This is a genomic window from Vibrio anguillarum (genome assembly GCF_001989995.2).
In the GTDB taxonomy this organism is placed as follows: Bacteria; Pseudomonadota; Gammaproteobacteria; order Enterobacterales; family Vibrionaceae; genus Vibrio; species Vibrio anguillarum.
In genome coordinates this window covers 1-25,130 of the sequence record NZ_JAHGUP010000088.1, presented here as the reverse complement: position 1 = coordinate 25,130, position 25,130 = coordinate 1, and the positions used below count along the sequence as shown (strand labels likewise).

24 protein-coding genes, 1 tRNA gene and 1 pseudogene are annotated in these 25,130 nt (G+C 44.7%); 12 read left to right on the top strand and 14 right to left on the bottom strand.

What is annotated here, in order from left to right; genetic code table 11:
* Positions 1 to 17: 17 nt before the first annotated feature.
* On the bottom strand, positions 18 to 1,193 hold the full coding sequence (locus tag PL85_RS16310; RefSeq protein ID WP_234826543.1) for a helicase HerA domain-containing protein: 1,176 nt from the start codon (positions 1,191 to 1,193) through the stop codon (positions 18 to 20).
* 2 nt (positions 1,194 to 1,195) lie between these two features.
* Positions 1,196 to 2,437 carry an SIR2 family anti-phage-associated protein gene (locus PL85_RS16305; protein ID WP_115339212.1) on the bottom strand — a complete coding sequence of 414 codons (1,242 nt, stop codon included), beginning with the start codon at positions 2,435 to 2,437 and terminating at the stop codon, positions 1,196 to 1,198.
* Between the two features lie 480 nt (positions 2,438 to 2,917).
* On the opposite strand from PL85_RS16305, the pseudogene PL85_RS16300 reads away from it, so the two are divergent.
* Positions 2,918 to 3,052, top strand: a pseudogene (locus PL85_RS16300) (thioredoxin-dependent thiol peroxidase); the annotation flags it as partial.
* Between the two features lie 81 nt (positions 3,053 to 3,133).
* Here PL85_RS16300 and PL85_RS16295 read toward each other — a convergent pair.
* The 3 genes from PL85_RS16295 to PL85_RS16285 all read right to left on the bottom strand — a co-directional run bounded on the left by PL85_RS16295 (position 3,134) and on the right by PL85_RS16285 (position 6,524).
* Positions 3,134 to 5,005, bottom strand: coding sequence for a methyl-accepting chemotaxis protein (locus tag PL85_RS16295; RefSeq protein ID WP_115339213.1), 1,872 nt, complete (start codon positions 5,003 to 5,005; stop codon positions 3,134 to 3,136).
* Positions 5,006 to 5,219: 214 nt separating this feature from the next.
* Positions 5,220 to 6,296 (bottom strand): AI-2E family transporter, encoded by a 1,077-nt coding sequence (locus tag PL85_RS16290; protein WP_017042765.1) that lies wholly within the window; start codon positions 6,294 to 6,296, stop codon positions 5,220 to 5,222.
* Positions 6,297 to 6,524, bottom strand: a complete 228-nt coding sequence (locus PL85_RS16285) for a sulfurtransferase TusA family protein (protein WP_017042766.1) — start codon at positions 6,522 to 6,524, stop codon at positions 6,297 to 6,299.
* A gap of 194 nt (positions 6,525 to 6,718) precedes the next feature.
* Here PL85_RS16285 and bepA point away from each other — a divergent pair, with 194 nt between their 5' ends.
* From bepA to PL85_RS16265, 4 genes are read left to right on the top strand one after another with little or no spacing between them, the layout of a single operon-like run.
* Complete coding sequence (gene bepA, locus PL85_RS16280) at positions 6,719 to 8,176, top strand: beta-barrel assembly-enhancing protease (protein ID WP_115339214.1); 1,458 nt, start codon at positions 6,719 to 6,721, stop codon at positions 8,174 to 8,176.
* 23 nt (positions 8,177 to 8,199) lie between these two features.
* Positions 8,200 to 8,550: an arsenate reductase (glutaredoxin) gene (arsC, locus tag PL85_RS16275; protein WP_115339215.1), complete on the top strand. Its 351-nt coding sequence runs from the start codon at positions 8,200 to 8,202 to the stop codon at positions 8,548 to 8,550.
* Positions 8,547 to 9,119 (top strand): NAD(P)H:quinone oxidoreductase, encoded by a 573-nt coding sequence (gene wrbA / locus PL85_RS16270; protein ID WP_017042769.1) that lies wholly within the window; start codon positions 8,547 to 8,549, stop codon positions 9,117 to 9,119. The genes arsC and wrbA overlap by 4 nt, the downstream gene beginning before the upstream one ends.
* A gap of 8 nt (positions 9,120 to 9,127) precedes the next feature.
* The gene (locus tag PL85_RS16265; RefSeq protein ID WP_412766533.1) at positions 9,128 to 9,553 is read left to right on the top strand and encodes a DUF2069 domain-containing protein; all 426 of its coding nucleotides are present in this window, start codon (positions 9,128 to 9,130) and stop codon (positions 9,551 to 9,553) included.
* A gap of 101 nt (positions 9,554 to 9,654) precedes the next feature.
* On the opposite strand, the gene PL85_RS16260 is transcribed toward PL85_RS16265, so the two are convergent.
* Positions 9,655 to 10,800 carry a DUF2066 domain-containing protein gene (locus tag PL85_RS16260; RefSeq protein ID WP_234826544.1) on the bottom strand — a complete coding sequence of 382 codons (1,146 nt, stop codon included), beginning with the start codon at positions 10,798 to 10,800 and terminating at the stop codon, positions 9,655 to 9,657.
* A gap of 189 nt (positions 10,801 to 10,989) precedes the next feature.
* Here PL85_RS16260 and PL85_RS16255 point away from each other — a divergent pair, with 189 nt between their 5' ends.
* Entirely contained in the window at positions 10,990 to 12,249 is a 1,260-nt protein-coding gene (locus PL85_RS16255) for a uracil-xanthine permease family protein (protein ID WP_010320498.1), read from the top strand.
* Between the two features lie 45 nt (positions 12,250 to 12,294).
* Here the strand turns inward: PL85_RS16255 and ybaK are convergent, their stop codons facing one another.
* The 8 genes from ybaK to hemA all read right to left on the bottom strand — a co-directional run bounded on the left by ybaK (position 12,295) and on the right by hemA (position 20,234).
* A complete protein-coding gene (gene ybaK, locus PL85_RS16250; protein WP_094500388.1) occupies positions 12,295 to 12,771 on the bottom strand; it encodes a Cys-tRNA(Pro) deacylase in 477 nt (158 codons plus the stop codon).
* A gap of 106 nt (positions 12,772 to 12,877) precedes the next feature.
* Positions 12,878 to 14,539: a bifunctional UDP-sugar hydrolase/5'-nucleotidase UshA gene (ushA, locus tag PL85_RS16245; protein ID WP_069212142.1), complete on the bottom strand. Its 1,662-nt coding sequence runs from the start codon at positions 14,537 to 14,539 to the stop codon at positions 12,878 to 12,880.
* Between the two features lie 360 nt (positions 14,540 to 14,899).
* A complete protein-coding gene (gene kdsA, locus PL85_RS16240; RefSeq protein ID WP_026028071.1) occupies positions 14,900 to 15,751 on the bottom strand; it encodes a 3-deoxy-8-phosphooctulonate synthase in 852 nt (283 codons plus the stop codon).
* A gap of 22 nt (positions 15,752 to 15,773) precedes the next feature.
* A complete protein-coding gene (locus PL85_RS16235; protein ID WP_017048839.1) occupies positions 15,774 to 16,583 on the bottom strand; it encodes a SirB1 family protein in 810 nt (269 codons plus the stop codon).
* 18 nt (positions 16,584 to 16,601) lie between these two features.
* Positions 16,602 to 16,985, bottom strand: coding sequence for a SirB2 family protein (locus PL85_RS16230; protein WP_013856268.1), 384 nt, complete (start codon positions 16,983 to 16,985; stop codon positions 16,602 to 16,604).
* Positions 16,970 to 17,851 (bottom strand): peptide chain release factor N(5)-glutamine methyltransferase, encoded by an 882-nt coding sequence (gene prmC / locus PL85_RS16225; protein ID WP_115339218.1) that lies wholly within the window; start codon positions 17,849 to 17,851, stop codon positions 16,970 to 16,972. Before prmC ends, PL85_RS16230 begins: the two co-directional genes overlap by 16 nt.
* A gap of 4 nt (positions 17,852 to 17,855) precedes the next feature.
* Positions 17,856 to 18,944, bottom strand: coding sequence for a peptide chain release factor 1 (gene prfA, locus PL85_RS16220; RefSeq protein ID WP_013856266.1), 1,089 nt, complete (start codon positions 18,942 to 18,944; stop codon positions 17,856 to 17,858).
* A 30-nt stretch (positions 18,945 to 18,974) separates the two neighbouring features.
* Positions 18,975 to 20,234 (bottom strand): glutamyl-tRNA reductase, encoded by a 1,260-nt coding sequence (hemA, locus tag PL85_RS16215; protein WP_115339219.1) that lies wholly within the window; start codon positions 20,232 to 20,234, stop codon positions 18,975 to 18,977.
* Between the two features lie 161 nt (positions 20,235 to 20,395).
* Here hemA and lolB point away from each other — a divergent pair, with 161 nt between their 5' ends.
* The 6 genes from lolB (at position 20,396) to PL85_RS16185 (ending at position 25,072) form a co-directional block, all read left to right on the top strand.
* A complete protein-coding gene (lolB, locus tag PL85_RS16210; RefSeq protein ID WP_017045762.1) occupies positions 20,396 to 21,028 on the top strand; it encodes a lipoprotein insertase outer membrane protein LolB in 633 nt (210 codons plus the stop codon).
* The gene (gene ispE / locus PL85_RS16205) at positions 21,025 to 21,897 is read left to right on the top strand and encodes a 4-(cytidine 5'-diphospho)-2-C-methyl-D-erythritol kinase (protein WP_115339220.1); all 873 of its coding nucleotides are present in this window, start codon (positions 21,025 to 21,027) and stop codon (positions 21,895 to 21,897) included. The genes lolB and ispE overlap by 4 nt, the downstream gene beginning before the upstream one ends.
* Before the next feature lie 29 nt (positions 21,898 to 21,926).
* A complete protein-coding gene (locus PL85_RS16200) occupies positions 21,927 to 22,871 on the top strand; it encodes a ribose-phosphate pyrophosphokinase (protein WP_010320509.1) in 945 nt (314 codons plus the stop codon).
* 149 nt (positions 22,872 to 23,020) lie between these two features.
* Entirely contained in the window at positions 23,021 to 23,611 is a 591-nt protein-coding gene (gene pth, locus PL85_RS16195) for an aminoacyl-tRNA hydrolase (protein ID WP_013856262.1), read from the top strand.
* Positions 23,612 to 23,621: 10 nt separating this feature from the next.
* The gene (gene ychF / locus PL85_RS16190) at positions 23,622 to 24,713 is read left to right on the top strand and encodes a redox-regulated ATPase YchF (RefSeq protein ID WP_013857965.1); all 1,092 of its coding nucleotides are present in this window, start codon (positions 23,622 to 23,624) and stop codon (positions 24,711 to 24,713) included.
* A gap of 282 nt (positions 24,714 to 24,995) precedes the next feature.
* Positions 24,996 to 25,072, top strand: a tRNA-Met gene (locus PL85_RS16185).
* Positions 25,073 to 25,130 lie beyond the last annotated feature (58 nt).

Here is a 25,130-nt window from a genome sequence, read left to right as displayed (position 1 = left end):
AAAACTGGTGGTGCGGATCACTCTATAAAGCGGGAGTCTTCTGACAACTGTTGAATAATTTTGATAAGCGGCAGAACATTTCCATAATTAAAAGCGTTTCTCTCCGTCTTTCCCGCATTTCGGCTAGCGGCAACGCAGCCAAACTCTGCGACTAAGTTTGCTAATCCTCGGAAAGGTGGCCAATGAAGTTGCTGTTGCACATGCTGCTTTTGTAGAACACTAAGCCAAGAACCTAAAAAATCTTGGTTCTGGGGGTTACAGTCATCTACAAGGGAGAAGCTGTTTGTCATACCTGTAGCTGAGTTATGCTGTTCTACAAGCATTTCAAATTGATTCAAAGGGTTTGTTTTTATATAAGGCAACGAGCGTAGTGCATTTCTTAATGCTGGCAACTGTGTTTTATCACTGGGTCGAAGCAGTTTGATTAAGCCAGCCCAACCTAGAGCTTGATAAGGTATACGATGATAGTTAACGTGCTCCTTGGAAAATAATCCATCAGACTCGACATTTTTGCCTATTCCTAACACAGTTTGTTTCACATTTATTAGACCTTCAAACGCTTGTGCATACTCTCCGTTGATATCAAAGATTACTATTCTCGCACTAGGGAAGTTTTCTGCAATTTGTCTCGTTAGTAGCGCGTTAAAATTTGATTTGCCATACCCAGTACTTCCTAATACAGCTAAGTGCCTACTTAAAAGCCTGTTCATACCTGCTCTAATTTCTACGGTATGAGTTCTTGAGTCACTACCAAGTTTTAATGAGAATTTTTGTTCTTCTTCTGGTATTCCAAAAACGATGTTCAACAGTTCTTTATCTAATGGAACCGCTTTAGCCCCTAATGGAGGGAGCATCCAATTTTCTGAAATAAAATGTAACTTATCTTTGGTCGATTTAATGTGGCCAATAGCATGGCAAACTAATTGTCTTAGTGGTATGTCTGATACATTCATCGTACCAAACTTTGTAGCGTGAGCTTTTTCAGGCTCAACAAAAGACATATCTGTAACACGTGCTATAACTAGATGCCTGCCAGACTCAAAACCTATGAGATCTCCTGGTTGAGAAACGGAGTTTACACCTCCCCTATGTGAGGCAAGCTGTCCTTTGTGGCTATCCAAAAGGTTCACGCGGACTCTAGTTCCCTCAAGAGACACTACATAGCCAATTTGGGATATATCGCTATAAATCATAACTAATTCCCTGCATTGATTGAGCTGATATCTCTGAGGGCTTCTGCAATTACAGTCGCGGCATTGTTTTTGGGAAATAAAACAGGTTTTGGAACTAGATCAACAAAATTGTCAAAGTATGCATCAGCGCCACCAATGATAGTGACTTGGTTCAGTTTCATTTTCCTGATTTTATCAACACATTGCTGAGCTTGACTTAAACGGTTTTCAAGCTGACTGTCAGCGCTAAGCTCGGCCAACTCTGGATAACAAATGACTATATGGAGAGACGGGTTAAGTAGCGCACCAAGTATAATTCTATTAATGTGATAGTCCCCAAAACCATAACCATTCACGAATAAGACAGTTTGAGGTTTAGTTAAAAACTCACTAAATCGACGAAACATTTCACCATAAACAAAACCGATCGTATGGTGGTATTTGTTAGCTCCTGGGTAAATCAGCCGCTGGCTATTACTGAAACTACTAGTTTCTGTTAGTGGACGAATAAAATCTTGGTAAGCCTTCGATGAAGTGCATTCTATTACTTCGCCAGCTTCATCTTGATACCAAGTTAACGAACCATGCAGCTTGTATAAGTACATGTTGTAATGCCCAAAACGAGCTTCACCTACAGCATTTATATTACGGAAACCTAAATCGAAGGATTGGGGTTGGAAAGTTCTAGAATGTATACCTGAAAACCCATTTACTAGGTTAATCCCTGATTCTTCTGCTGACCACTCAATGGCTAAATCGTAATTGGTTGTAAAGATAGATGGGGCTGATTGACCTGGCTGCCTGTTGGAAAGAAGTTTTTCTAACAAATTTCTGTGCTTTTCGAATTTGTCACATTTTCCAATATGAAGATTCTGAAAATCAGCGCCAACTAACAGAGCAGCTTTCGTTACTGAGCTATACAAACCAACCAAAATACTTTGGAGCGCTGAAGAATCGCTTTGCCACGTATCAAGTACATTTTTGTTTTTTAGTACTTCATCGATCAGAAGCTCAACATTGACTGAATTATTATCGATGTCTTCTTGGCTAATTAGTTTGTAAGTATCTCTCAGCAACGGTATCGCTTCTTCATTGGTTGCCTGAAAGTCCAACCAGATCTCTTTCATAACCATGCCGCCAGCGCTTTTGGATGACCCAGCTCCAAGTAATACACCTACATTTTCAAGTTGGCACAACGAGGCCAAGTGGCTTTCTAAGTCTCTACGATCTATTTCACTGCCACCCTGAAAAAACAATTCAGTCATATACTAGCATCCAAAAAATAAAATTTGATGTGCATTGTAGCATATGTGGTCAGTAGCTAATTTGAAGTTATGTGCAGATTAACACTCACTTGGATAATGTTCTGGACTAGCGGTACTGAGCATAGTATTGAGTTCATTTACCTTTACCATGCTCGTAGTGATTCATGAGTTGCTAAATTAGGAAAATAACTAAAATCAGGTTTGTCCACAAGTGAGTTGCAGGCTCAGAGTCATGCTTGTGATCACCGAGCGATTCTGTCGCGATGAAAACCAGCTTCATCTTATAGCATCGCCTAAACTTTTTATGACAAGTTCTCGCTTGGAAAAGCGTCAAAAATAGCCCAATTTACAAAAAAATATGACAACTGCTATAATTAGGGTTCAAACAAGAAATTTATTAACTTAACTTACTGTTAAAGATAGACTTTATTAAGAATCGTCAAGTTTTATGTCTTAGCATATTTCCAAGGGTGGATTCTCATGGGCAAAGTGTATGATGGTCTACACCGGATTAGCTTTTTAATTAACGAGCAAGGTATCATTGAACAGGTTTTTGATAAATTCAAAACCAAAGATCACCATGAAGTGGTACTTGATTATCTAAACGCCCAATAATCAAAACTCGACTGAAATAAAAAATGCCAGTTCTTAATACTGGCATTTTTGTAACACGACTAATCAAAAGTTGATGTGTAATTACACAATGAACTTATTGAGCAGAGCATCTTGCTCACGAACGTTTTCCGTTTGAACCTGCATTGCGATATTGGCTTCTTCAGCAGATTGTGCCACTTGCGTCGACAAATCTTTAATCTTCACTGTATTGGTGTTGATCTCTTCAGCCACAAGGCTTTGCTCTTCTGCCGCAGATGCAATTTGGATATTCATGTCCGAAATCACTTGTATCGCATCACGAATACGATTCAATGCCGAATTTGCCGTTTTCGCTTTATTCACCGCATCAACAGCCGTCGTTTTACTTTCATTCATAGCCGAAGAGACAGAACTCGCTCCTGCTTGTAATTGCTCAATCATACTGCGAATTTCGGTGGTCGATTGTTGAGTGCGCTGAGCTAGTGTACGCACTTCATCAGCAACAACGGCAAAACCACGGCCAGATTCACCCGCTCGAGCCGCTTCAATCGCCGCGTTTAAGGCAAGCAAGTTAGTTTGATCAGCAATGTCATTAATCACTTTCAAAATAGTTTCAATATTCGCCGTCGCGGACTCTAGGCCTTTCACCTCTTCCACCGCTTGGTCAATGCGGGCCGATAAATTGTCGATCGACAATGTCGTTTCACTGACCACACTGGAACCATCTTGCGTTGCTTCATCGGCTTCTTTCGCCGCTGCTGCTGCACCTTGCGCATTATTGGCAACTTCTGTCGATGTCACTGCCATTTCGTGCATTGCAGTGGCTAGTTGCTCTAACTCTTGTAACTGAGTGCGCATCGCTTCTGCTGACTCATGAGCACCTTGCACCGTGAGCTCTGTGCCACGCATGATCTCTTCACCAATCGCTTTTGATTGCGTGATCTGCTTTTGCAGCGTCTCAGTAAAGGTATTAAACCCTGATGCGAGTTGAGCAAACTCTTGGTCCGTATTGGTATCCAAGCGTTTGGTTAAATCCCCCTGCCCTGAGGCGACATCTTGAATCGCTTCATTGAGCACACCTAATGGACGCATTAACACTTTGATCAGTAGCGTCAAGCCAATCACACTCAACACAAGCCCAATTAACGTATAGATAATAGAGCTATTGCGTAATACGCCAATCGCATTGAAGGCGATGGATTCATCAACAATCGCACCGATGTACCAGTTCTCACTTGGAATATGAGTGAAGCTGACGAGATAACGGGTACCATCAATTTCAATCTGTTGGTCCCCCTCTTTCAGAGTCACTTGCGGTAAATAAGTCGATAACTTCTCACCATTATTTTTGGTATCAGGGTGAGCAATCGTCGCTCCGTCACCTGAAACGATAAAGAGGTAACCCGCATCGAATAAATTAATAGAGTTCACCAATTCAGCTAAACCCGTCAATTCCATATCGTAGAACATGGCACCAGAGAATCGACCTTGATCGTAAATAGGCGTACCAATAGAAATGATCACATTTTTGGTAGAAATATCGACATACGGCGCTGTAACGATAAGTTTTTTCGATGCTTTAGCATCCACAAACCAAGGGCGCTTGCGAGGATCGTAATCGGCGCTTGGCTCCCAACCGTCATCATTCTCCACCACTTTGCCATCGGATTCATACCCTAACCCTATGGCTAAAAAGCTTTTTTTCAACTTCGGTTTTTCAAGAATGTTTTTAACGTAATCCCGGTTGAGCGGATCAAGCTCAATCACTTCAGTCGTCGATTGAGCCAAGGTTTTTTTACTTTCCATTTCAGAAACAATGGTGTTTTTGACCCCAGCTTCCATTTCATTCAGACTTTTTGTAACTAGGGATTCTATTTCCGAGCGCACAATGCTCAGTTGCTGAATAGAAATAAGCGAGACGGTAACAAGCAGAAGTGCAGAAGAAGCTGCAACTATTTTTTGGCTAAACTTCATAAGTATCCCTCATTGATGCCAAATTAATTATCATTTTTGTGGTTATAGTTAGTTATCGCCAAGTTACAAAAAATCTATAGCTTTTTTACACATCCACTTAGTTCAGTCTAATCAATATTTACTATTTGGCAAAAAAAAAGCCCAAAACGATTACGGTTTAGGCTTCCTTAGAGATTCTGTTTACTCTCTATTTTTTATTTATAATTCAGTGATTTTAGGGAGATTCAGCCTCAACAACAGGTTCATCAGTGCTGGGCAAAGCATGCCATACTGCTTTTACTAGAGTGGCAAGAGGAATTGCAAAAAATACGCCCCAAAACCCCCACAGCCCACCAAAGACTAACACCGCGACAATGATAGCAACGGGATGTAGATTAACGGCTTCAGAAAATAGAACGGGAACCAATACGTTGCCATCCAAAGCTTGGATGATGCCATAAGCAATTAATAATGTGTAAAACGGCGGAGTCATGCCCCACTGGAAGAGACCAACAATGGCAACTGGCACCGTCACAGCGGCCGCGCCAATATAAGGGATCAAAACCGATAGGCCCACAGCCACAGCAAGTAGCACCGAATAACGTAAATCAAGAATGGCGAAAGTGACGTAACTGATACTACCAACAATCAATATTTCTAACACTTTTCCACGGATGTAGTTTGAGATTTGTTGGTTCATCTCTTGCCATACTTTAGCCGCGAGTTTACGGTTGCGTGGCAATAACCCACTGGTCATTCGCAGCATTTCATTCTTATCTTTCAATAAAAAGAAGACCAGCAACGGCACTAAAATGAGATAGACACCCAAGGTGGCCAAACTCACAAGAGAAGCAAGTGACCCTTTAACGACACTTTCCCCCATACCTAAAGCCTGGTTCTTCGCATTGCTTATCACCGACTCAACAATCTGTAAGTTATCGAGTTCAGGGTAACGTTCAGGAATACTCAAAATGAAGCTTTGCAACCCTGCATACATGTTAGGAATGTCATTGATTAAATTACCAACCTGTTTCCAAATGGTTGGTACTAAACCAAAGATAGCCAGCAGCATCAAACCGACAAATAGCAAAATCACCAAAATTACGGAAACGGACCTAGGAAGCCCAAAACGGCGCAATTGCATTACTGGCCACTCAAGTAAATACGCCAGCACAATGGCCACAAGCAGCGGCGCAATCAAATGACCGAAGAAATATATCGTTACAAAACCAAAAAACAGAATAGCAACCAGACTAACGGCATGAGGATCAGAAAAGCGTCTTTGATACCAACGAGTTACCATTTCAAACATTTAATCGAGTTCCTTAATTACTTTTAGCCAAAAATAGCCGGGTGACGTGTTCCACTGGCAACGAAAGCCATGAGCAGACAAATATTTTTCTATATCCTGTCCTGAGCTGACGTCGTTAAGCCAAATGTCTAATACCTCACCCAAAACCAATTGAACAGTGTGACGCTTCGCAAGTAATAAAGCCATCGGACAACGCTGCTGGCGTAAATCCAGAATATTTGGTTCCATTCTTCTGCTCAATGCTTAATATAGGCCTGCCATTGTATCGAGTTTTGACTGGCATGCCAGTGTTTATCGATACTCAAATACCGGCTGGCTTACTCTTCTCTCTCTACAATTTTTGGCCGTTATTTTGAGTTGGAAACCAATTCACACATTCAATGTCATACAGACAAGAAGATCACGGAATATCACTGACAAATATGAAGTTTAAACGCGCTCGATCCTTACTTTGCCTCTGTATTACTGTGGCGATAAACGCCCCTTCCTTGAGCTATGCCGACACCATAGAGCTACCGGACATTGGGACAGTAGCAGGTTCGACCTTGACGATTGATCAAGAGCTTATTTATGGTGATGCTTATATGCGCATGCTGCGTAACAGCCAGCCTATCGTCAATGATCCGGTGATAAACGAGTACATCGATAGCCTAGGGCATAAATTGGTTGCCAATGCCAACGATGTAAAAACGCCGTTCACCTTTTTTATGATCCGCGATCGCAACATCAATGCGTTTGCCTTCTTTGGCGGTTATGTTGCGTTGCACTCTGGGTTGTTTTTGCATGCACAAACAGAAAGCGAACTCGCTTCGGTTCTTTCGCACGAAATTGCCCACGTCACGCAGCGCCATTTAGCACGCAGTATGGAAGACCAAGCCAGACGCTCACCAGCAACAATCGCAGCATTGGCAGGCTCTTTGTTACTGGCGATTGCGGCACCTGAAGTGGGCATTGCCGCCATTACCGCCACCACCGCAGGCAGTATGCAAAGCCAAATAAACTATACGCGCAGTAATGAAAAAGAGGCTGACCGATTTGGTATTGCAACGCTAGCCAAAGCGGGGTTTGATGCCCAAGCCATGCCAAGGTTTTTTGGCCGCCTCGCTGATGAATATCGTTACGCTAGTAAACCGCCACCGATGTTACTAACCCATCCGCTGCCAGAAGATCGTATTACCGACAGCCGTGAGCGTGCCCAACACTACCCGCCTATGCGCCTTCAACCTTCATTGGATTACCATTTAGCACGCTCACGAATTGTTGCTCGCTATGCTGGGATTGATAATGAAGCCGCTCTTGATTGGTTTAAGCGTGCGGAGAAAAAAGAGAGTGCGACTCTCGCGCCAGCCTTCCAATATGGCAAAGCCTTGGTTTATCTCGATAGCAAGCAATTTGATAAATCAGAGGCGATTTTATCAAAGCTAGTTGCACAAGACCCAACAAACAATTTCTATCTTGATGCGATGGCCGATCTCGATATCGCTCTAAATCAAGCAGCCAAAGCCCAAACCTTGCTCGAAAAGGCGCTTAAACAGAAACCGAACAATCCAACCTTAACAATTAACTACGCCAACAGCTTGTTAAAACAAGATAAATTGTCTGATGCCATTCGGGTATTGCAGCGCTACACCCATGACAACCCTAATGATACCAACGGCTGGCATTTACTATCAGAAGCGAATATCGGCATTGGCAATAGCCAAGAAGATCTTGCTGCGCGGGCGGAGCTTCTAGCGCTCAAAGCTAATTGGAATAAAGCGATTCAGTATTACACCCAAGCAAGTCAACTCGCCGAACTTGGCAGCTTAGAACAAGCTCGCTACGATTCGCGCATTGACCAATTGATGGTGCAACGAGACCGATTCTTATCACTCCAATAATCACAATACAACGAGGAGAAGTTATGTCAGTCGTGATTTATCACAACCCTAAATGCTCAAAAAGTCGTGAAACTCTGGCACTGCTAGAAGACCACCAGTTAAAGCCACAGATCATCAAATATTTAGACCAAACCCCAACCATCGAACAGTTGAAAACCTTGTACGCTCAACTCGAGCTACAACAGGTTCGTGATATGATGCGCACCAAAGAAGATCTCTATAAAGAACTTGGCCTAAGTGATGATGCACTTACTGATGATCAACTATTTTCAGCCATGGCCGCGCACCCTAAGTTGATTGAGCGTCCCATTGTTGTCGCCAATGGTAAAGCGCGCCACGGCCGTCCACCAGAGCAAGTACTTGAGATTTTATGAGTATTAAAGTCGTCGTACTTTATTATAGTAGGCACGGTTCAACGCAAGCACTGGCACGGCAAATCGCACGCGGAATTGAAGCACAAGGCGCGACAGCGCTCTTGCGCACCGTTCCGGCGCTAGACAATCATGCAGAGCAAACGACCGATCCCTACCTGACTCTAGATGAGTTAAAGCAATGTGATGGTTTGGCTTTTGGCAGCCCAGTCTGGTTTGGCAATATGGCCGCGCCACTGAAGCATTTTTGGGACCAAACGACCCCTTTATGGATTAGCGGCGCATTAATTGATAAACCCGCTTGCGTGTTTACTTCTTCATCCTCTTTGCATGGCGGCCAAGAGAGTACGCAGCAGAGTATGATGCTGCCACTGATGCATCATGGCATGTTAATCGTTGGCATCCCTTATTCAGAGCCTGCACTGCATACCACAACCTCTGGAGGCACGCCATATGGTGCAAGCCATGTCGCAACACACTCGCCACAACTCACTACGCACGAAAGTGAACTGGCTAAAAATTTAGGAAAACGGCTGGCAATGCTAGCCAGCCGATTAAAGGACAGATTATGACGGCAGAAATGATGCCAAGCACCAAGCAGTACCGATGGCTAGCTTTACTGAGTAACTTATCCCTAATTATATGGGTGGTTTTATGGCAATTCTCGCTCTCTCCTCACCCTCATCTTAATCATATTGCATTGGCCATTGCATGGGTTATCCCACTGTTTTTACCATTACCGGGAATTTTGGCCGGAAAACCCTACACTCACGCCTGGGCCAACTTTGTTTTAATGCTCTACTTTCTACACGCATTGACGCTGATTTATGTTGATGGAGGGGAGCGCTGGTTAGCGGTAGTGGAACTGCTACTTACATTTGCCGCTTTTGTCGGTAATACCTTGTATGCTCGCCATCGCGGTAAAGAGCTCGGACTGAAACTCAAGCGTCTATCTGAAGTCGAAAAGCAAGAGAAAGCCAATTTTACCCACGATAACCAACCATAGAGTCAATCCATGACAGGATTGCCTATTCTTCTCATGCAAAAAGAGCCCTGATGGGCTCTTTTTGATTATCTCAGCATTTGTTCAAGGGGTGACTGAGTACTTTACGCTTGCCACTCAAAAGAGAGCACTCGCTTCACTGGTTCAGTGATGGCCTGAGATAATGACGATTCAGGTATGACTTGCAAAGAGCCTGACTCCACAGCAGAATCATCAACCTCTGCTGCTGGGGTAAGCTGTGTTGGCACACTCTCTGGCTGTGGGTCGTCAATTTTAGCGACTTTGCCCATGCGTAGCACTTCTTGCTCAAACTCAGACTCTGAAGCCAACAAATGCACTTCGAAAGTAATTTCCTCACCTTGAATCTTGAGAATGTCCAAAGAAGCAACAGAGCTTAAGCGCTTCAACTTATTCTCCAAGGTAAAGAAATCCATTGCATCATCAATCGGGCTAAAACGAGCAAGCAGCGAAGAAGAGGATTCACTGGCCACGATAACCGAGCTCTTTCTTGCATAGTAATCACTCAATTGATCGACCATTTGTTCAATGGCATCGTCACCAGACGCTTGACCAGACAGTGGCGCTTTCGTGGCTTGTGCCATTTGAGCGGCGGGTTGATCATACAAACTCCAGCGCACACCATTACTTTGTACTCTGACCACCAATACCGCATCAGTTGGATAACGTTGGCTAGCCATGCTGATAGGCTGCACGAAACCGCCCCACAAATCCGATACTTCCACACCAGTAATATCATCAAAATCACCCACAGGCACTGTGATAGGCAAACCGCGAGTTTGAGTCGCGTCTTTAAGCTGTTTTAGCGTACTCGTGTCAGAGTGTTCCCATGCAATGCTGCGCTCATAACCTGACTCTTCAATCAACCAGACTAAAACATTAGCTCGGTTTTCAGGCCAAAATGGTAATTGAGCTTGAGTTAGTAATGTGCGGATATGCGGTGCGCTAAACCCCATAACAATCGAAGATTGCGCCCCATTTTGACCATAACTGATTTGCGCTAAATATTGCGAATTCTGCCTTAAGGCTTTTTTAATCACCTCATTGTTCACCGCATTCCTATCACCCGAAGCTCGAACAATCACTTCGCTCATCCCTTTGATACGAGCATTCGCGTCGGCATTGTCTTGCTGTTGATCAATCACGACTTCGGTATGGTATAAGTCGACCTTGGTTAAGGCATAAGCAGGGAGAGTGAGTAAGCTCATCACCAACATAGCTAAATAGCGCATACTGTTCCTATGATCTGTTTTGTGAACGTCGATGATAAGCAACTATCCGGTCCGCGGCAAGGAATCCACGGCAGAGTTCGGTGATAATTTCATCAACATTTGTGACTTTATTTGATCTAGTTTCAATGGCAATCGTTTGCAAAAGTGATAGAATCCCGCGAATTTTTATTTTGCTTCAGGGAAATCATGATGAAAAATGCCATCCAAGGCGCACAGATGCTCTTCGTCGCATTTGGTGCGCTGGTTCTTGTCCCACTGTTAACTGGGCTTGATCCTAACGTTGCACTATTTGGCGCCGGTGTCGGTACCCTTTTATTCCAACTTATTACTCGCCGCTCTGTCCCCATCTTTCTTGCTTCTTCTTTTGCCTTTATTGCACCGATTATGTTTGGCATCCAAACTTGGGGCGTTGCCTCGACGATGGGCGGTTTAGTGGCCGCTGGTTTTGTCTACATACTACTGGGAGCGATCATCAAAGTCCGTGGCGTAGAAATCATCCACAAAATTTTACCTCCTGTCGTGGTTGGCCCGGTGATCATGGTGATTGGCTTAGGCCTTGCGCCTGTTGCTGTAAACATGGCGCTAGGTAAAACTGGAGATGGTTCGGTACAACTGATTAGCTCAGATGTAGCGATGTGGATCTCTTGCGTTTCACTGTTAACCACCATCACGATTAGCGTTTTTGCCAAAGGTTTTCTCAAACTGTTGCCGATCTGCGGCGGTATTTTTGCAGGCTATCTTTTGGGCCTCTATTTTGGTGTAGTGGATTTTACTCCTGTTACGCAAGCGGCTTGGCTGTCAATGCCGAACTTCACTTTCCCTGAATTCAACATCAACGCGATCTTGTTCATGATCCCGGTTGCAATTGCTCCGGCAGTCGAACACGTGGGCGATATGCTCGCGATCTCAAACGTCACTGGAAAAGATTACATCAAGAAACCTGGGCTACATCGCACCATTGCGGGTGACGGTGTTGCCACCATCGCAGCCTCTATGCTGGGTGCGCCACCAAACACTACATACAGCGAAGTGACGGGTGCTGTAATGCTGACGAAAGCCTTTAATCCAGTAATCATGACTTGGGCTGCGATCACCGCGATTGTATTAGCATTGGTTGGTAAGCTGGGCGCGCTACTGCAAACCATTCCAATTCCCGTAATGGGCGGCATTATGATTTTGCTGTTCGGTTCAATTGCAACGGTTGGCCTAAACACACTGATTAAAAATCATGTCGATCTTCACAAGTCTCGTAACTTAGTGATTGTGGCAGTGACATTAGTGTTTGGTATCGGCGGCATGGCCTTTGGTATCGGAGAGTTTAGCCTACAAGGTGTCAGCTTATGCGGTATCGTAGCCATTATTCTAAACTTGATCCTTCCTAATGACTTAGGAGAAAACCATGTGGTGGATAACGCCCAGATGGAAGAAGAGATCAAACTGAAGAACTAATTTTGCCAGTCAATCCGGCCTCACTCGAGGCCGGATTTTCATTCTCTATTCTTGACACAATTCAACAAACTCACCTCGCGTTAATAACGCAAGATCGCTCGGTGCCAATTCAATCTCTAAACCGCGTTTACCTGCACTGACACAGATGGTCGATTGTTCTTCTGCGCTGAGATGAATGAAAGTCGGTAGTGCTTTTTTCTGCCCAAGCGGGCTAATGCCACCGACCACATAACCTGTGGTTTTTTGCGCTATGTCTGGATTAGCCATTTCCGCTTTTTTCGACTTAGCCGCTTTGGCCGCACGCTTTAAGTTTAATTTTTGATCAACAGGAATAATCGCGACAGCGAGATTTTTCGGCTCGCCATTTAAGCAAAACAGCAGTGTTTTAAACACTTTTTTCGGATCTTGTCCCAAAACCTCAGCCGCTTCTAAACCATAACTGCTGTGATTAGGATCATGTTGATATTGATGGAGAGTGTGAGGAATTTTTTTCTTTTTCGCCAAATCAATCGCAGGTGTCATCGTGCTTATCTCAAAGTAACCGTTAGTGCCAATAAAAAAGCGATGCCTAAGCACCGCCTTTAGTTAAAATGATTGCTCACAATGAGTCAAACTCTTTATCGCACTATCACTTATAGACAATTTCGCCCGCTGGCGCATATTGGTTCACATCAATTGGACTGTGTGCTTCGAGGTAGTCTTTCAATACTTCCGCGTCCACAAAGCCTGTATTGACATAACCTGGGTGATCGGAGATTTTTGGATAACCATCACCACCAGCTGCGTTGTAGCTAGGTACGGTGAAGCGATACGTTTCGTCCAAACGGAGCTGCTTATCACCAATAAAGACATTCGATACCTTACCATTGGCCACTGTCATCGAAATCCCCGCGAATTGTACATAAGCGCCAGAATCAACAGGTTTGGTCGCCACTTCATTGAGGTAATCCAACACTTCAGCCCCGGTCATATCGGTATAAGTGAGAATATTGGCAAAAGGTTGTACTTTAAGCACATCTTTATAAGTGATTTTTCCTGCATCAATCGAATCGCGCACGCCACCAGAATTCATCACCGCAAAGTCGGCTTTTGCGCGTTCCATATGAGAAAGTGCAATCAAACGACCTAAATTGGTTTGTTGGAAACGCACAACGTTGCGATCCCCTTCTAACTTGCCATTACTTTGTGCAATGACCACATTCAGTTTCTCTTGACCTTGTTCTTGATATGGGCGCAAAAAGTTAAGCATTTCTGGATCTTCAGCGATTTGATCTTGAATCAGTACGCGCTTACTCTCGCCATTCACTTTCACTTTTTTCTTCAGGTTTACGGGGATCAGGTTGTAGCTCACCATGTTCAGTTCACCATTACGGAATTCGTAATCCGCACGGCCAACATACTTACCCCATTCATGCGCTTGCACTATGTAAGTACCGTTTTGCATATCAGGCTTACATTCATCTCCCGGATGGAAGTTTTTCTTCACCACATTAGGGCCTTCCATGCAGACAGGCTCTTGAGAGTGGCCGCCGACGATCATATCGAGAGAACCTTCATCCAAGTATCGTGCAAGCGCAACATCACCCGGTGCATTCACACCACGTTGGCCATTTTCATAATGGCCCATGTGGGTAACGGCAAAAATAAGGTCCGGCTTTTCCGTTTTCTCAATTTCTGCGATCAGTTTTTTCGCTTCTTCTTTTGGATCTCTAAACTCAATACCACCAATGTATTCAGGGTTGCCGATTTTAGCGGTATCTTCAGTCGTTAAACCGATAACCGCTATTTTCACGCCCTGTTTATCAAACATTTGGTAGGCTTGGAATAGACGTTTTCCGGTCGCTTTATCGTAAATGTTGGCCGACAGCATTGGGAAATTCGCCCACTCTTTTTGCTTAAACAGAACCTCGAGCGGGTTATCGAATTCATGGTTACCTAACGCCATCGCATCATAACCAATCTTGCTCATACCTTTAAAATCAGGCTCTGCATCTTGTAGATCAGATTCAGGAACTCCGGTATTAATATCGCCACCAGAAAGAAGCAGTACGCTGCCGCCTTCAGCTTCAATATCAGAGCGAAGATCATCGATCAGCGTTTTACGTGCCGCCATACCATACTCGCCATATTTGTTTTGCCAGAAACGACCGTGGTGGTCATTAGTGTGTAACACGGTGAGTTTATAAGTCGTATCTTCCTTCCACTCATGAGTGGGTTGAGTTGCGCAACCCATAAGGGCTGTAAGAATGGCCGCGCTGAGCGCTGTTTTTAGAATAAGACGTTGTTTCATTATCATACCTTTGAACTTGAAAAATCCACTGCTTGTGAGGGGGAGGTTATGGTCAACGTTGCAAACACAAAATCAAGCCATACCGATAAACTTGACCCAGTTTAAATTAACATCTCAAAGGTGACAGATTGATTTCATATTTATGTAGAATTGATCACTATAAAATCAATTCAAAAATGTAACGGTTGCCACAGGTTACACGTGAAATTTTAATGGATCACAGGCAATCGTTTTCTTTCCTAAACACGAAAAAATAAGGAAAAGTGAGCACTTAGACAAGATAAACAGGTTTGGAAAACATTCGATAAAATTTGACCACCTTGCGGTGGCCAAATTATGAGTGGTAGATCCAACAAAAAATCAGCGGATATCGATATGAGCAAAGCTCTTGATCAAATCATCTAACGCTTTCATTTGTGCAAGGAAAGGTTCAAGTTTATCCAAAGGCAGTGCCGATGGACCATCGCAACGCGCTTTATCTGGGTTTGGATGCGCTTCAATAAAAAGGCCCGCAATCCCGGCAGCAAGACCTGATTTTGCTAACTCAACTGTCTGTTCACGACGCCCACCAGAAGCTGCGCCAGAAGGGTCGCGCATTTGCAGTGAATGGGTCACATCAAAAATAATTGGGCTGCCGTTTGATACTTTTTTCATCACACCAAAACCCAACATATCAACGACCAGATTATCATAGCCATGGCAAGCACCACGTTCACACAAAATCACTTTGTCGTTGCCGCACTCTGCAAATTTTTCCACGATATTGCCCACTTGACCAGGGCTCATAAATTGTGGTTTTTTCACGTTGATCACTGCACCTGTTTTCGCCATCGCTTCGACAAGGTCAGTTTGACGAGCAAGAAACGCTGGCAGTTGAATCACATCAACCACCTCAGACACAGGCTGAGCTTGAGCTTCTGTGTGCACGTCAGTGATGATTTTGACGCCAAAGGTCTCTTTTAGCTCTTGGAAAATTTTCATTCCCTCTTCCAAGCCGGGGCCACGATAAGAGTGAACAGAGCTGCGGTTTGCTTTATCAAAAGAAGCTTTAAACACATAAGGGATACCGAGTTTATCGGTCACTTTCACGTAATGCTCACAGATTTGCATCGCTAAATCACGGGATTCAAGGACGTTCATTCCAGCAAACAGAGTAAACGGTTTGTCGTTGGCAACGGGAATATCACCCACGTGGACGATTTTTTGTTCCATTTTATTCTCTCTCATTTAGCGGTTAATGCAGCGTAATAGCTTCAAAGCTTAATGCATTAACTTGATTTTTTAATAACTCAGCCGCCGGATCATTCGGACAATGATCAATAAAGTATTGATAATCGGATAAGGCAATTTGGTGACAATCCAGTTGCTGATAGATAAAGCCGCGATCGCGGATTTCATACGGATCATCAGGAACAAAAGTCAGCGCTAAATCAGTACAACGCAGCGCTAAGGTATAACGCTCTTCTCTTAATAGTGCGCTCTTTAGTAGTGCCAGCCAACGACCGATCACCGTCGGATTATCTGTCACTTCCAAATGACTCGATTTCAGCTTAGACAAAACCCCTTTATGCCCAACTAACCACGCTTGCAGTATATGTAATGAGACGGTTTCACCAGTAAAAGGGTTAATATAAATCGGTGATTCATCGCACCAATGCAACTGCAATAAAAACTGTGTGGGAAAGGTAATACCTTGTAAAGGAAAGCCTAGCTTGCGCGCAAAATAGAGCAACAGCGCACCTAAACTGACGGGAATACCTTTGCGGTGCTGCAACACTTTATCGATGAAGGCATTACGTGAATCAAAATAAGCCTCTCTGTCACCGCGAAAACCCCATTGTTGGTAAAACAGATGCAACAACGCTTCGAAACGCTGTTTTTCATCCTGTTCATTAGCTAACTCGTGTTTTGCTTGTGTAAGCAAACGGGCCAACTCTTGGCGTGCCCATTCATCCTCAGTTTCAGGATTGACGGCCTTGTTTAAGATCAGCGCCCCTTCCACCAATTCCATTGCATCAAAATCTTCATCGAACCATTCAAACATAATGCCGCTCGGATGCTGTTAGCCTAAAAACATAGCCGTTTTTACGATGGCGATTTTTCCCGCCATAGCAAGCCAACCTAATGCGCCCAAAAAAGCAAAGGTACGCAACAGCTTATTCCGACCAAGTTTGAGCGCAAAGAAGCCCAGTGCAATGTACGCCATCACACAGGTCAGCTTCTCAGTTAACCAAGGTGCGGCTGGGGTAAATGGGATGAAACCAGACATCACAATCAACGCGATACCCGATAACAACAACAGCGAATCGTTAATATGAGGAAAACGTTTCAAAAAAGGGTGTTGCAGCCATTTGGAATCCATCATCATCAAGGCATAACGTACCGACAACAATAGTGCACTGATCGCAATGGTCAGTAGATGAAAATGTTTTAATCCTTCGTACATGATGCTCTCTCTTCTGAGTGCGAATATTGACCCAGTGTCACTCGGTCATTACCCGCATAATCCTTTTCTGTCACTACGTGGTGATAGCCGAGTGACTCAAATAACGCTCTGACTGCCGCCCCTTGATCATAACCATGTTCAAACAGCAGCCAGCCTTGTTGCTGCAAATAGTGACGCGCATTCTCTGCAATGTGTTTAATGTCAGCCAAGCCTTTGTCTTTGGCCACCAGCGCACTTAAAGGCTCAAAACGTACATCCCCTTGCGTTAGATGGGGATCATTTTCTTCAATATACGGTGGATTGGAGACAATTAAAGCAAACTTTGTACCGAGCTTTAAAGGTTCAAACCAACTGCCTTGTAAAAATGTGACATTGGTAATAGTTAAACGATGCGCGTTTTCCAACGCTAAGGCTTGCGCTTCTGGGCGTAAGTCGATACCAACCACATGACGTTCAGGTAACTCAGACGCTAACGCTAATGCGATTGCGCCAGTTCCTGTACCTAAGTCCAAAATATCCCCTTGCGTCTGCTGGCTTTTTTCTAACGCAATTTCAACCAAGCGTTCAGTATCCGGCCGAGGAATTAATGTCGAAGGCGAAACTTTCAGTGGCAGCGACCAAAACTCACGTTCCCCAACCAAATAGGCCACAGGCTCCCCCGTCACTCGACGCGTAATCAGCGAGCAAAATTGCCGCGACTGCGTTTCGCTTAAGGTCTTTTCAGGCCAAGTCAGCAGATAAGAGCGTGGTTTATCCAGTACATGGCAAAGCAGCACCGCTGCATCCACAGAAGGCGAATCACTGCCGCCTTCTTGGAGTTGAGCAATCGCGGCTTTCAACGCATCATCAATACGAGATAACGTCATGGGATCAGTGTTGATCGGCAAGAGCGGCAAGTTGGTCTGCTTGATATTCTTGAATGATTGGATCAATCAAGCTTTGCAGATCCCCTTCCATCACTTCATTAAGGCGATAGATGGTTAAGTTAATACGATGATCGGAAACGCGACCTTGCGGGTAGTTGTAAGTGCGAATACGGTCGCTACGATCACCAGAACCCAGTAGGTTACGACGAGTATCGGACACTTCGGCTGCGCGCTTCGCTTCTTCCGCTTGTGCAATACGAGCGGCCAATACGGCCATCGCTTTGGCTTTGTTTTTGTGCTGTGAACGCTCGTCCTGACACTCAACTACCGTGCCTGTTGGTAAGTGGGTAATACGGATCGCAGAGTCGGTGGTGTTTACGTGCTGACCACCCGCGCCCGATGAGCGGAAAGTGTCAATTTTCAGATCGCTAGCTTTAATTTCTGGAATTTCTGCTTCAGGAATTTCGGGCATGATCGCGACGGTACAAGCGGAAGTATGCACACGACCTTGAGATTCCGTGGCCGGAACACGCTGTACGCGGTGACCGCCTGATTCAAACTTAAGCACACCGTAAGCGCCATCACCACTCACTTTAGCAATCACTTCTTTATAGCCGCCATGCTCAGCATAACTAGCGGACATAATTTCGATACGCCAGCTCATCTTCTCAGCATAACGGCTATACATACGGAACAGATCGCCAGCAAAAATACCCGCCTCATCACCGCCCGCCCCTGCACGAATTTCTAAGAAGCAGTTGCGATCATCGTTCGGATCTTTTGGTAGCAACAGAATTTGCAATTCATCAGTGAGACGTTCAATCGTCGCTTTGGCTATTTTGATTTCCTCTTGAGCCATCTCACGCATCTCGGCGTCTTCTTCTTTGGTCATCTCTTCTGCGGCAACCAAATCCTCTTGCGCTTGTTGGTAAGCTTGGAAGCATTTAGTTACTTCCTCAAGCTGAGAGTACTCTTTTGACAAAGTACGGAATTTGTTTTGATCACTAATTACGGTAGGCTCGCCAAGCAGGCGCTGAACCTCTTCGTAACGCTCAACAAGGGATTCAAGCTTAACTAAAATCGACGCTTTCATAGTTTCTTCTTTAATTCGGAGTGACGGATATTATCGAGGGTCGTCAAGACCCAAACTTTGTCTAATAACGGCCAATTTAGCCGGTTCACCTAACTCTGCAGCGCTTTGCAATGCTCGGGTTGGTGTGTGGATCAATCGATTGGTGAGTTTGTTACTTAACTCAAGTAACACTTTTTCAGGATCGCCCCCTGCAGCCAGTGCCTGCAAGCTTTTACTGAGCAATTCTTGACGAATTTCGTTGGCCGATTGACGGTATTCTCGGATGCTGTCTACCGCTTGCAAGGAGCGCATCCAGCTCATAAAGGCTGCGCTCTCTTCACTGACAATCGCTTCAGCTTGAATGGCTTCAACTTTACGCTGTTCCATATTGCTGTCTACAATCGACTGAAGATCATCAACCGTATACAGATAGGCATCGTTTAAATCCCCGACCTGCGATTCAATATCACGAGGCACGGCAATATCAATCAGTAAAATGGGTTGATGGCGGCGCACTTTAATCGCACTTTCTACCATCCCTTTGCCAATAATCGGCAGTGGGCTGGCGGTTGAACTGATGACGATATCCGCGTGAGCGAGATAGTCAGGTATCTCATTGAGTGCAATCACTTCAGCGTCAAACTGCTGTGCAAGCCCCATCGCTCGCTCGCGGGTTCGGTTGGCAACTATCATGCGTTTACATCGATGGCTGGCTAAATGCTTCGCAACCAGTTCGATGGTTTCACCCGCCCCAACCAACATTACCGTTGAATCAGAGAGTGATTCAAAGATCTGCTTTGCCAACGTACAAGCAGCATAAGCCACAGATACCGCACTGCCGCCTATTTCGGTTTCGGTGCGCACACGTTTAGCTACCGAGAATGCTTTTTGAAACAGTTTTTCAATCGCTGAATCAGCCGCGTTATGCTCGCGAGCATCCGCATAGGCTTGCTTCACCTGCCCTAAAATCTGCGGCTCACCCAATACCAGTGAATCCAGCCCACAAGCCACTCGCATCAAATGACGAATAGCGGCTTGTTCTTCATGTACATACAAACTCGGTTTAAGATCTTCAGGATTCACATGATGGAACTGAGACAACCAATCGATTAACTTACTTTTGCTCGACGATTTTACATCACAATAAATTTCCGTGCGATTACAGGTAGAGACAATAACGCTACCTTGAACGCTGGAACTGGACGCAAGTTGTCGCAAGGCTTCTGATAATTTATCAGGACCAAACGCCACTTTCTCTCGCAGTTCTACCGACGCTGTATTGTGATTTATTCCAATAGCAAGCAAGGACATCTATAAAGGTTTCTCGGTTCAGGAAATGTAAATAGGAGCAGAATTTTACTTGATGCCCTGTTTTAATGAAAGGGCAACAGGGATTTGTTTTCCCGACTTCGTGATATCAATGATATAGTGAGGCGTTTTTACGGCCTTCACTGTGTAAATAATGGGCAGATATGACACGCGCAAATAGACTGATTTTAACTCTCCTCACTCTGCTGACACTCTTTGGTTGCACAAACTTACCCTCAACAAGGGTCGAGAGCGTCGGCTGGCAGCAACACCAACAGCAATTGCAAACGATCCGCGAGTACCAAGCCAGCGGAAAACTCGGCTATATATCACCACAACAGCGCCAATCCCTCAATTTTCATTGGCAAAAAAACGCCGACCATAGCCAGCTTCGTCTCTCAACATTTTTAGGGCAGACCGTTTTAAATCTCTCCATCTCGCCTCAGGGCGCCCAGGTCAAAACGTATGATGATCAAATTATCGATGCGCAGAATGCGGATGCTTTAGTTTACGAGTTAACTGGGTTATCGATCCCCATTGAGCAGCTACAAGATTGGCTTCTTGGATTGCCAACCGAGGCGGATGGTTTTCAATTGAATCAAAATAATTTGTTGGCATCGTTAGATAAACAGCTAGGGCTTAGCCGCTGGCACTTGGAATATTTGAACTACCAAGCTTATCCCTTCGTCTCAACATCCGCTTCTTCCACTTCAGTGCCACTTCCGGCCAAACTGAAGCTGACTCAAGATCAAGTTTCATTAAACCTCGTCATTTCAAAGTGGACCCTAACGCCATGATTTGCACCCCAACCCACTGGCCATCACCCGCTAAGCTCAACCTGTTTCTGTATATCACCGGGCAAAGAGCCGACGGATATCATGAATTACAGACACTGTTTCAATTTCTCGATTTTGGTGATGAGTTAACCATTACCGCCAATCAGTCTGGCGAAATAACTCTCACACCAGCCATTGCTGGCATTGCGCTACAAGACAACTTGATTTGGAAAGCGGCCATCGCCTTACAAAAGGCAAGTGGATGCCGCTATGGCGCGAGCATTGAATTAAATAAAGTTTTGCCAATGGGCGGTGGCATCGGTGGCGGCTCTTCCAATGCTGCAACCGTGCTTGTTGCGCTGAACTACTTATGGCAAACCAATCTAACACAGCAAGAACTCGCTACACTCGGTTTAACACTCGGGGCGGATGTTCCCGTTTTTGTCCATGGCTTTGCCGCATTTGCTGAAGGCGTAGGTGAAAAACTGACCCAAACCGAACCAAAGCAAAAATGGTATTTGGTGGTTCGGCCTAATGTGAGCATTGCAACGAAAGATATTTTCACTCATCCCCAATTGATAAGGAACACGCCAAAACGAGCGCTAGCAACGCTTCTCGAACACCCTTACGAAAACGATTGCGAAAAAATTGTCCGAATGCTGTACCCAGAGGTTGATAAGCAACTTTCATGGCTGCTACAATACGCGCCGTCAAGATTGACTGGGACGGGATCTTGCGTTTTTGCCGAATTTTCTAGCAAAGTAGAAGCGGAAGCTGTCCTTGCCAAGCTCCCTGACACAGTCTTCGCGTTTGTCGCCTTAGGGTGTAACATTTCGCCACTGAAAAAGACTCTGGCTGAATACCAATTCGCCAACACCCGACCTATTTAAAAACTGGACGCAACCCTGAGGTTTCCACCGTGCCTGATATGAAGCTATTTGCTGGTAACGCCACACCTGAACTAGCCCAACGTATTGCTGAACGTCTATACATCTCTCTTGGTGATGCTACTGTTTCTCGTTTCTCCGACGGTGAAGTTGCAGTGCAAATCAACGAAAATGTTCGTGGTAGCGATGTATTTATTATTCAATCTACTTGTGCTCCTACTAATGACAACTTAATGGAATTAGTAGTGATGATTGATGCAATGCGCCGTGCTTCAGCAGGCCGTATTACTGCTGTCATCCCATATTTTGGTTATGCCCGTCAAGACCGCCGAGTGCGCTCTGCTCGTGTACCGATTACTGCAAAAGTTGTTGCAGATTTCCTTTCAAACGTTGGTGTTGACCGCGTTTTGACCATCGACCTTCACGCAGAACAAATCCAAGGCTTCTTTGACGTCCCAGTAGATAACATCTTTGGTACGCCAGTGTTGCTTGAAGATATGAAAGCGCGTGGGTTAGAAGATCCTGTTGTGGTTTCACCTGACCTTGGTGGCGTGGTTCGTGCTCGTGCGACTGCAAAAGCATTAGGTGATATCGACATCGCAATCGTTGATAAACGTCGTCCACGCGCCAACGTGTCTGAAGTTATGAACCTGATTGGCGATGTTGATGGGCGCGATTGTGTGATCGTGGATGACATGATCGACACTGGCGGCACTTTGTGTAAAGCCGCTGAAGCGTTGAAAGAACGTGGTGCAAAACGTGTGTTTGCTTACGCAACGCACGCGGTATTCTCAGGTAACGCAGCGAAAAATATCAAAAACTCAGTACTAGACCAAGTTATCGTCACAGACTCGATCACCCTATCTAAAGAGATGGCGGCAACCGGCAAAGTGACACAATTAACCTTGTCTAGCATGCTTGCTGAAGCGATTCGTCGCATTAGCAACGAAGAGTCTATTTCTGCCATGTTTAATTAAAACTCAGTTTATTTACTGATTTTTAAATGCTTTTAAAGCACTTCATTGAAAAATGAGGTGCTTTTTCCTTTGTTATTTTAGCGCCTCGCACCCTTTCCCTTTTGTGTGCTATCATACCGCGCTTTTGATATTGCAAAGAGATCCTAACCTTGAGCCAACCAATCAAACTTCTTGTCGGGCTAGCGAATCCTGGCCCTGAATACGCCAAAACGAGGCACAATGCTGGCGCTTGGGTAGTAGAAGAATTAGCCCGAGTTCATAACGTCACCTTGAAAAACGAAGCCAAATTCTTCGGTTTCACCGGACGTATCGTGGTTAATGGTGAAGATCTGCGTTTATTGATCCCAACAACTTTTATGAATTTATCCGGTAAAGCCGTAGCGGCCATCGCCAAGTTTTACCAGATAAAACCAGAAGAGATCATGGTGGCACATGATGAACTAGACTTACCTCCCGGGGTAGCTAAGTTCAAAATGGGCGGTGGTCATGGCGGGCATAATGGCCTTAAAGACACCATCAGCAAACTCGGCAATAACAAAGAATTCTACCGCCTGCGGATTGGTATCGGCCATCCGGGGCACAAAGATAAAGTAGCAGGCTATGTTTTAGGTAAAGCACCCGCCAAAGAGCAAGAGTGCCTAGATGCCGCGGTTGACGAATCGGTTCGTTGCTTCGACATTTTACTAAAAGATGGTCTAACTAAAGCACAAAATCGCTTACATACGTTCAAAGCTGAATAAGGTTACAGTCATGGGTTTTAAATGTGGCATCGTGGGTTTACCAAATGTGGGTAAATCAACATTATTTAATGCACTAACTAAAGCGGGCATCGAAGCAGCAAACTTCCCGTTTTGCACTATCGAACCAAACACGGGTGTGGTTCCTGTTCCAGACCTTCGTCTCGATGCGTTAGCAGAAATTGTAAACCCTCAACGTATCCTTCCGACGACAATGGAATTTGTCGATATCGCAGGCCTAGTGGCTGGCGCGTCAAAAGGTGAAGGTTTAGGCAACAAATTCCTTGCCAATATCCGTGAAACAGATGCGATTGGTCACGTTGTTCGCTGCTTCGAGAACGAAAATATCGTTCACGTAGCAGGCAAAGTATCGCCAATTGAAGATATTGAAGTAATCAATCTAGAGCTTGCCCTTGCCGACCTTGATAGCTGTGAACGCGCCATTCAACGTCAAGCAAAACGTGCCAAAGGTGGCGATAAAGACGCTAAATTTGAAATCACCGTATTAGAGAAGCTACTCCCTGTATTAACGGAAGGTGGTATGGCTCGCACGGTTGAACTCTCAAAAGAAGAGCTAGCCGCCGTAGATTATCTCAACTTCTTAACGTTGAAACCAACCATGTATATCGCCAACGTGAGCGAAGATGGCTTTGAAAATAACCCGTACCTTGATGCTGTCAGAGAGTTTGCAGAAAAAGAGAACAATTCTGTGGTTGCTGTTTGCGCAGCTATTGAAGCTGAACTATCTGAACTTGAAGAAGAAGATCGCGCCGAGTTTTTAGCCGATTTAGGCATTGAAGAACCCGGTCTAAACCGCGTGATTCGTACCGGTTACGAACTGCTAACGCTACAAACCTACTTCACCGCTGGCGTAAAAGAAGTGCGTGCCTGGACGATTCCGGTCGGTGCGACGGCTCCGCAAGCGGCGGGTAAAATCCATACCGACTTTGAACGTGGTTTCATTCGCGCTGAAGTTGTGGGTTATGATGATTTCATTCAATATCGCGGCGAAAATGGAGCCAAAGAAGCGGGCAAATGGCGCTTGGAAGGTAAGGAATACATCGTAAAAGATGGCGATGTTATCCACTTCCGCTTCAACGTGTAAATAACTCGTTAATCAGCTATTAATACACCATTAAAGCCGACAGATTCTGTTGGCTTTTTTGTTTTTTTCTCAAAATCAACCTTAGCGACAAGCAAGGAAAAATCAATAAGCTTAATGATTTATTAACCGTTTTTGATCACAAACACGTCTCTTTGTTCAAAAAAAGTTCGAACGGTTGGTTTCAAAGAATTTATTCAAAAAAACTATTGACGCTCTAGAGCCATATCCGCATAATGCGCTCCGTTCTCGACATTAAGGCAAACTTAAAGAGAGAATAAAAATGGCTACGTAGCTCAGTTGGTTAGAGCACATCACTCATAATGATGGGGTCACAGGTTCGAATCCCGTCGTAGCCACCATTTCCTAAGTGTTTTTCTTATAAAAATATTTAGGAAAGTTGCGGAAATGGCGAAATTG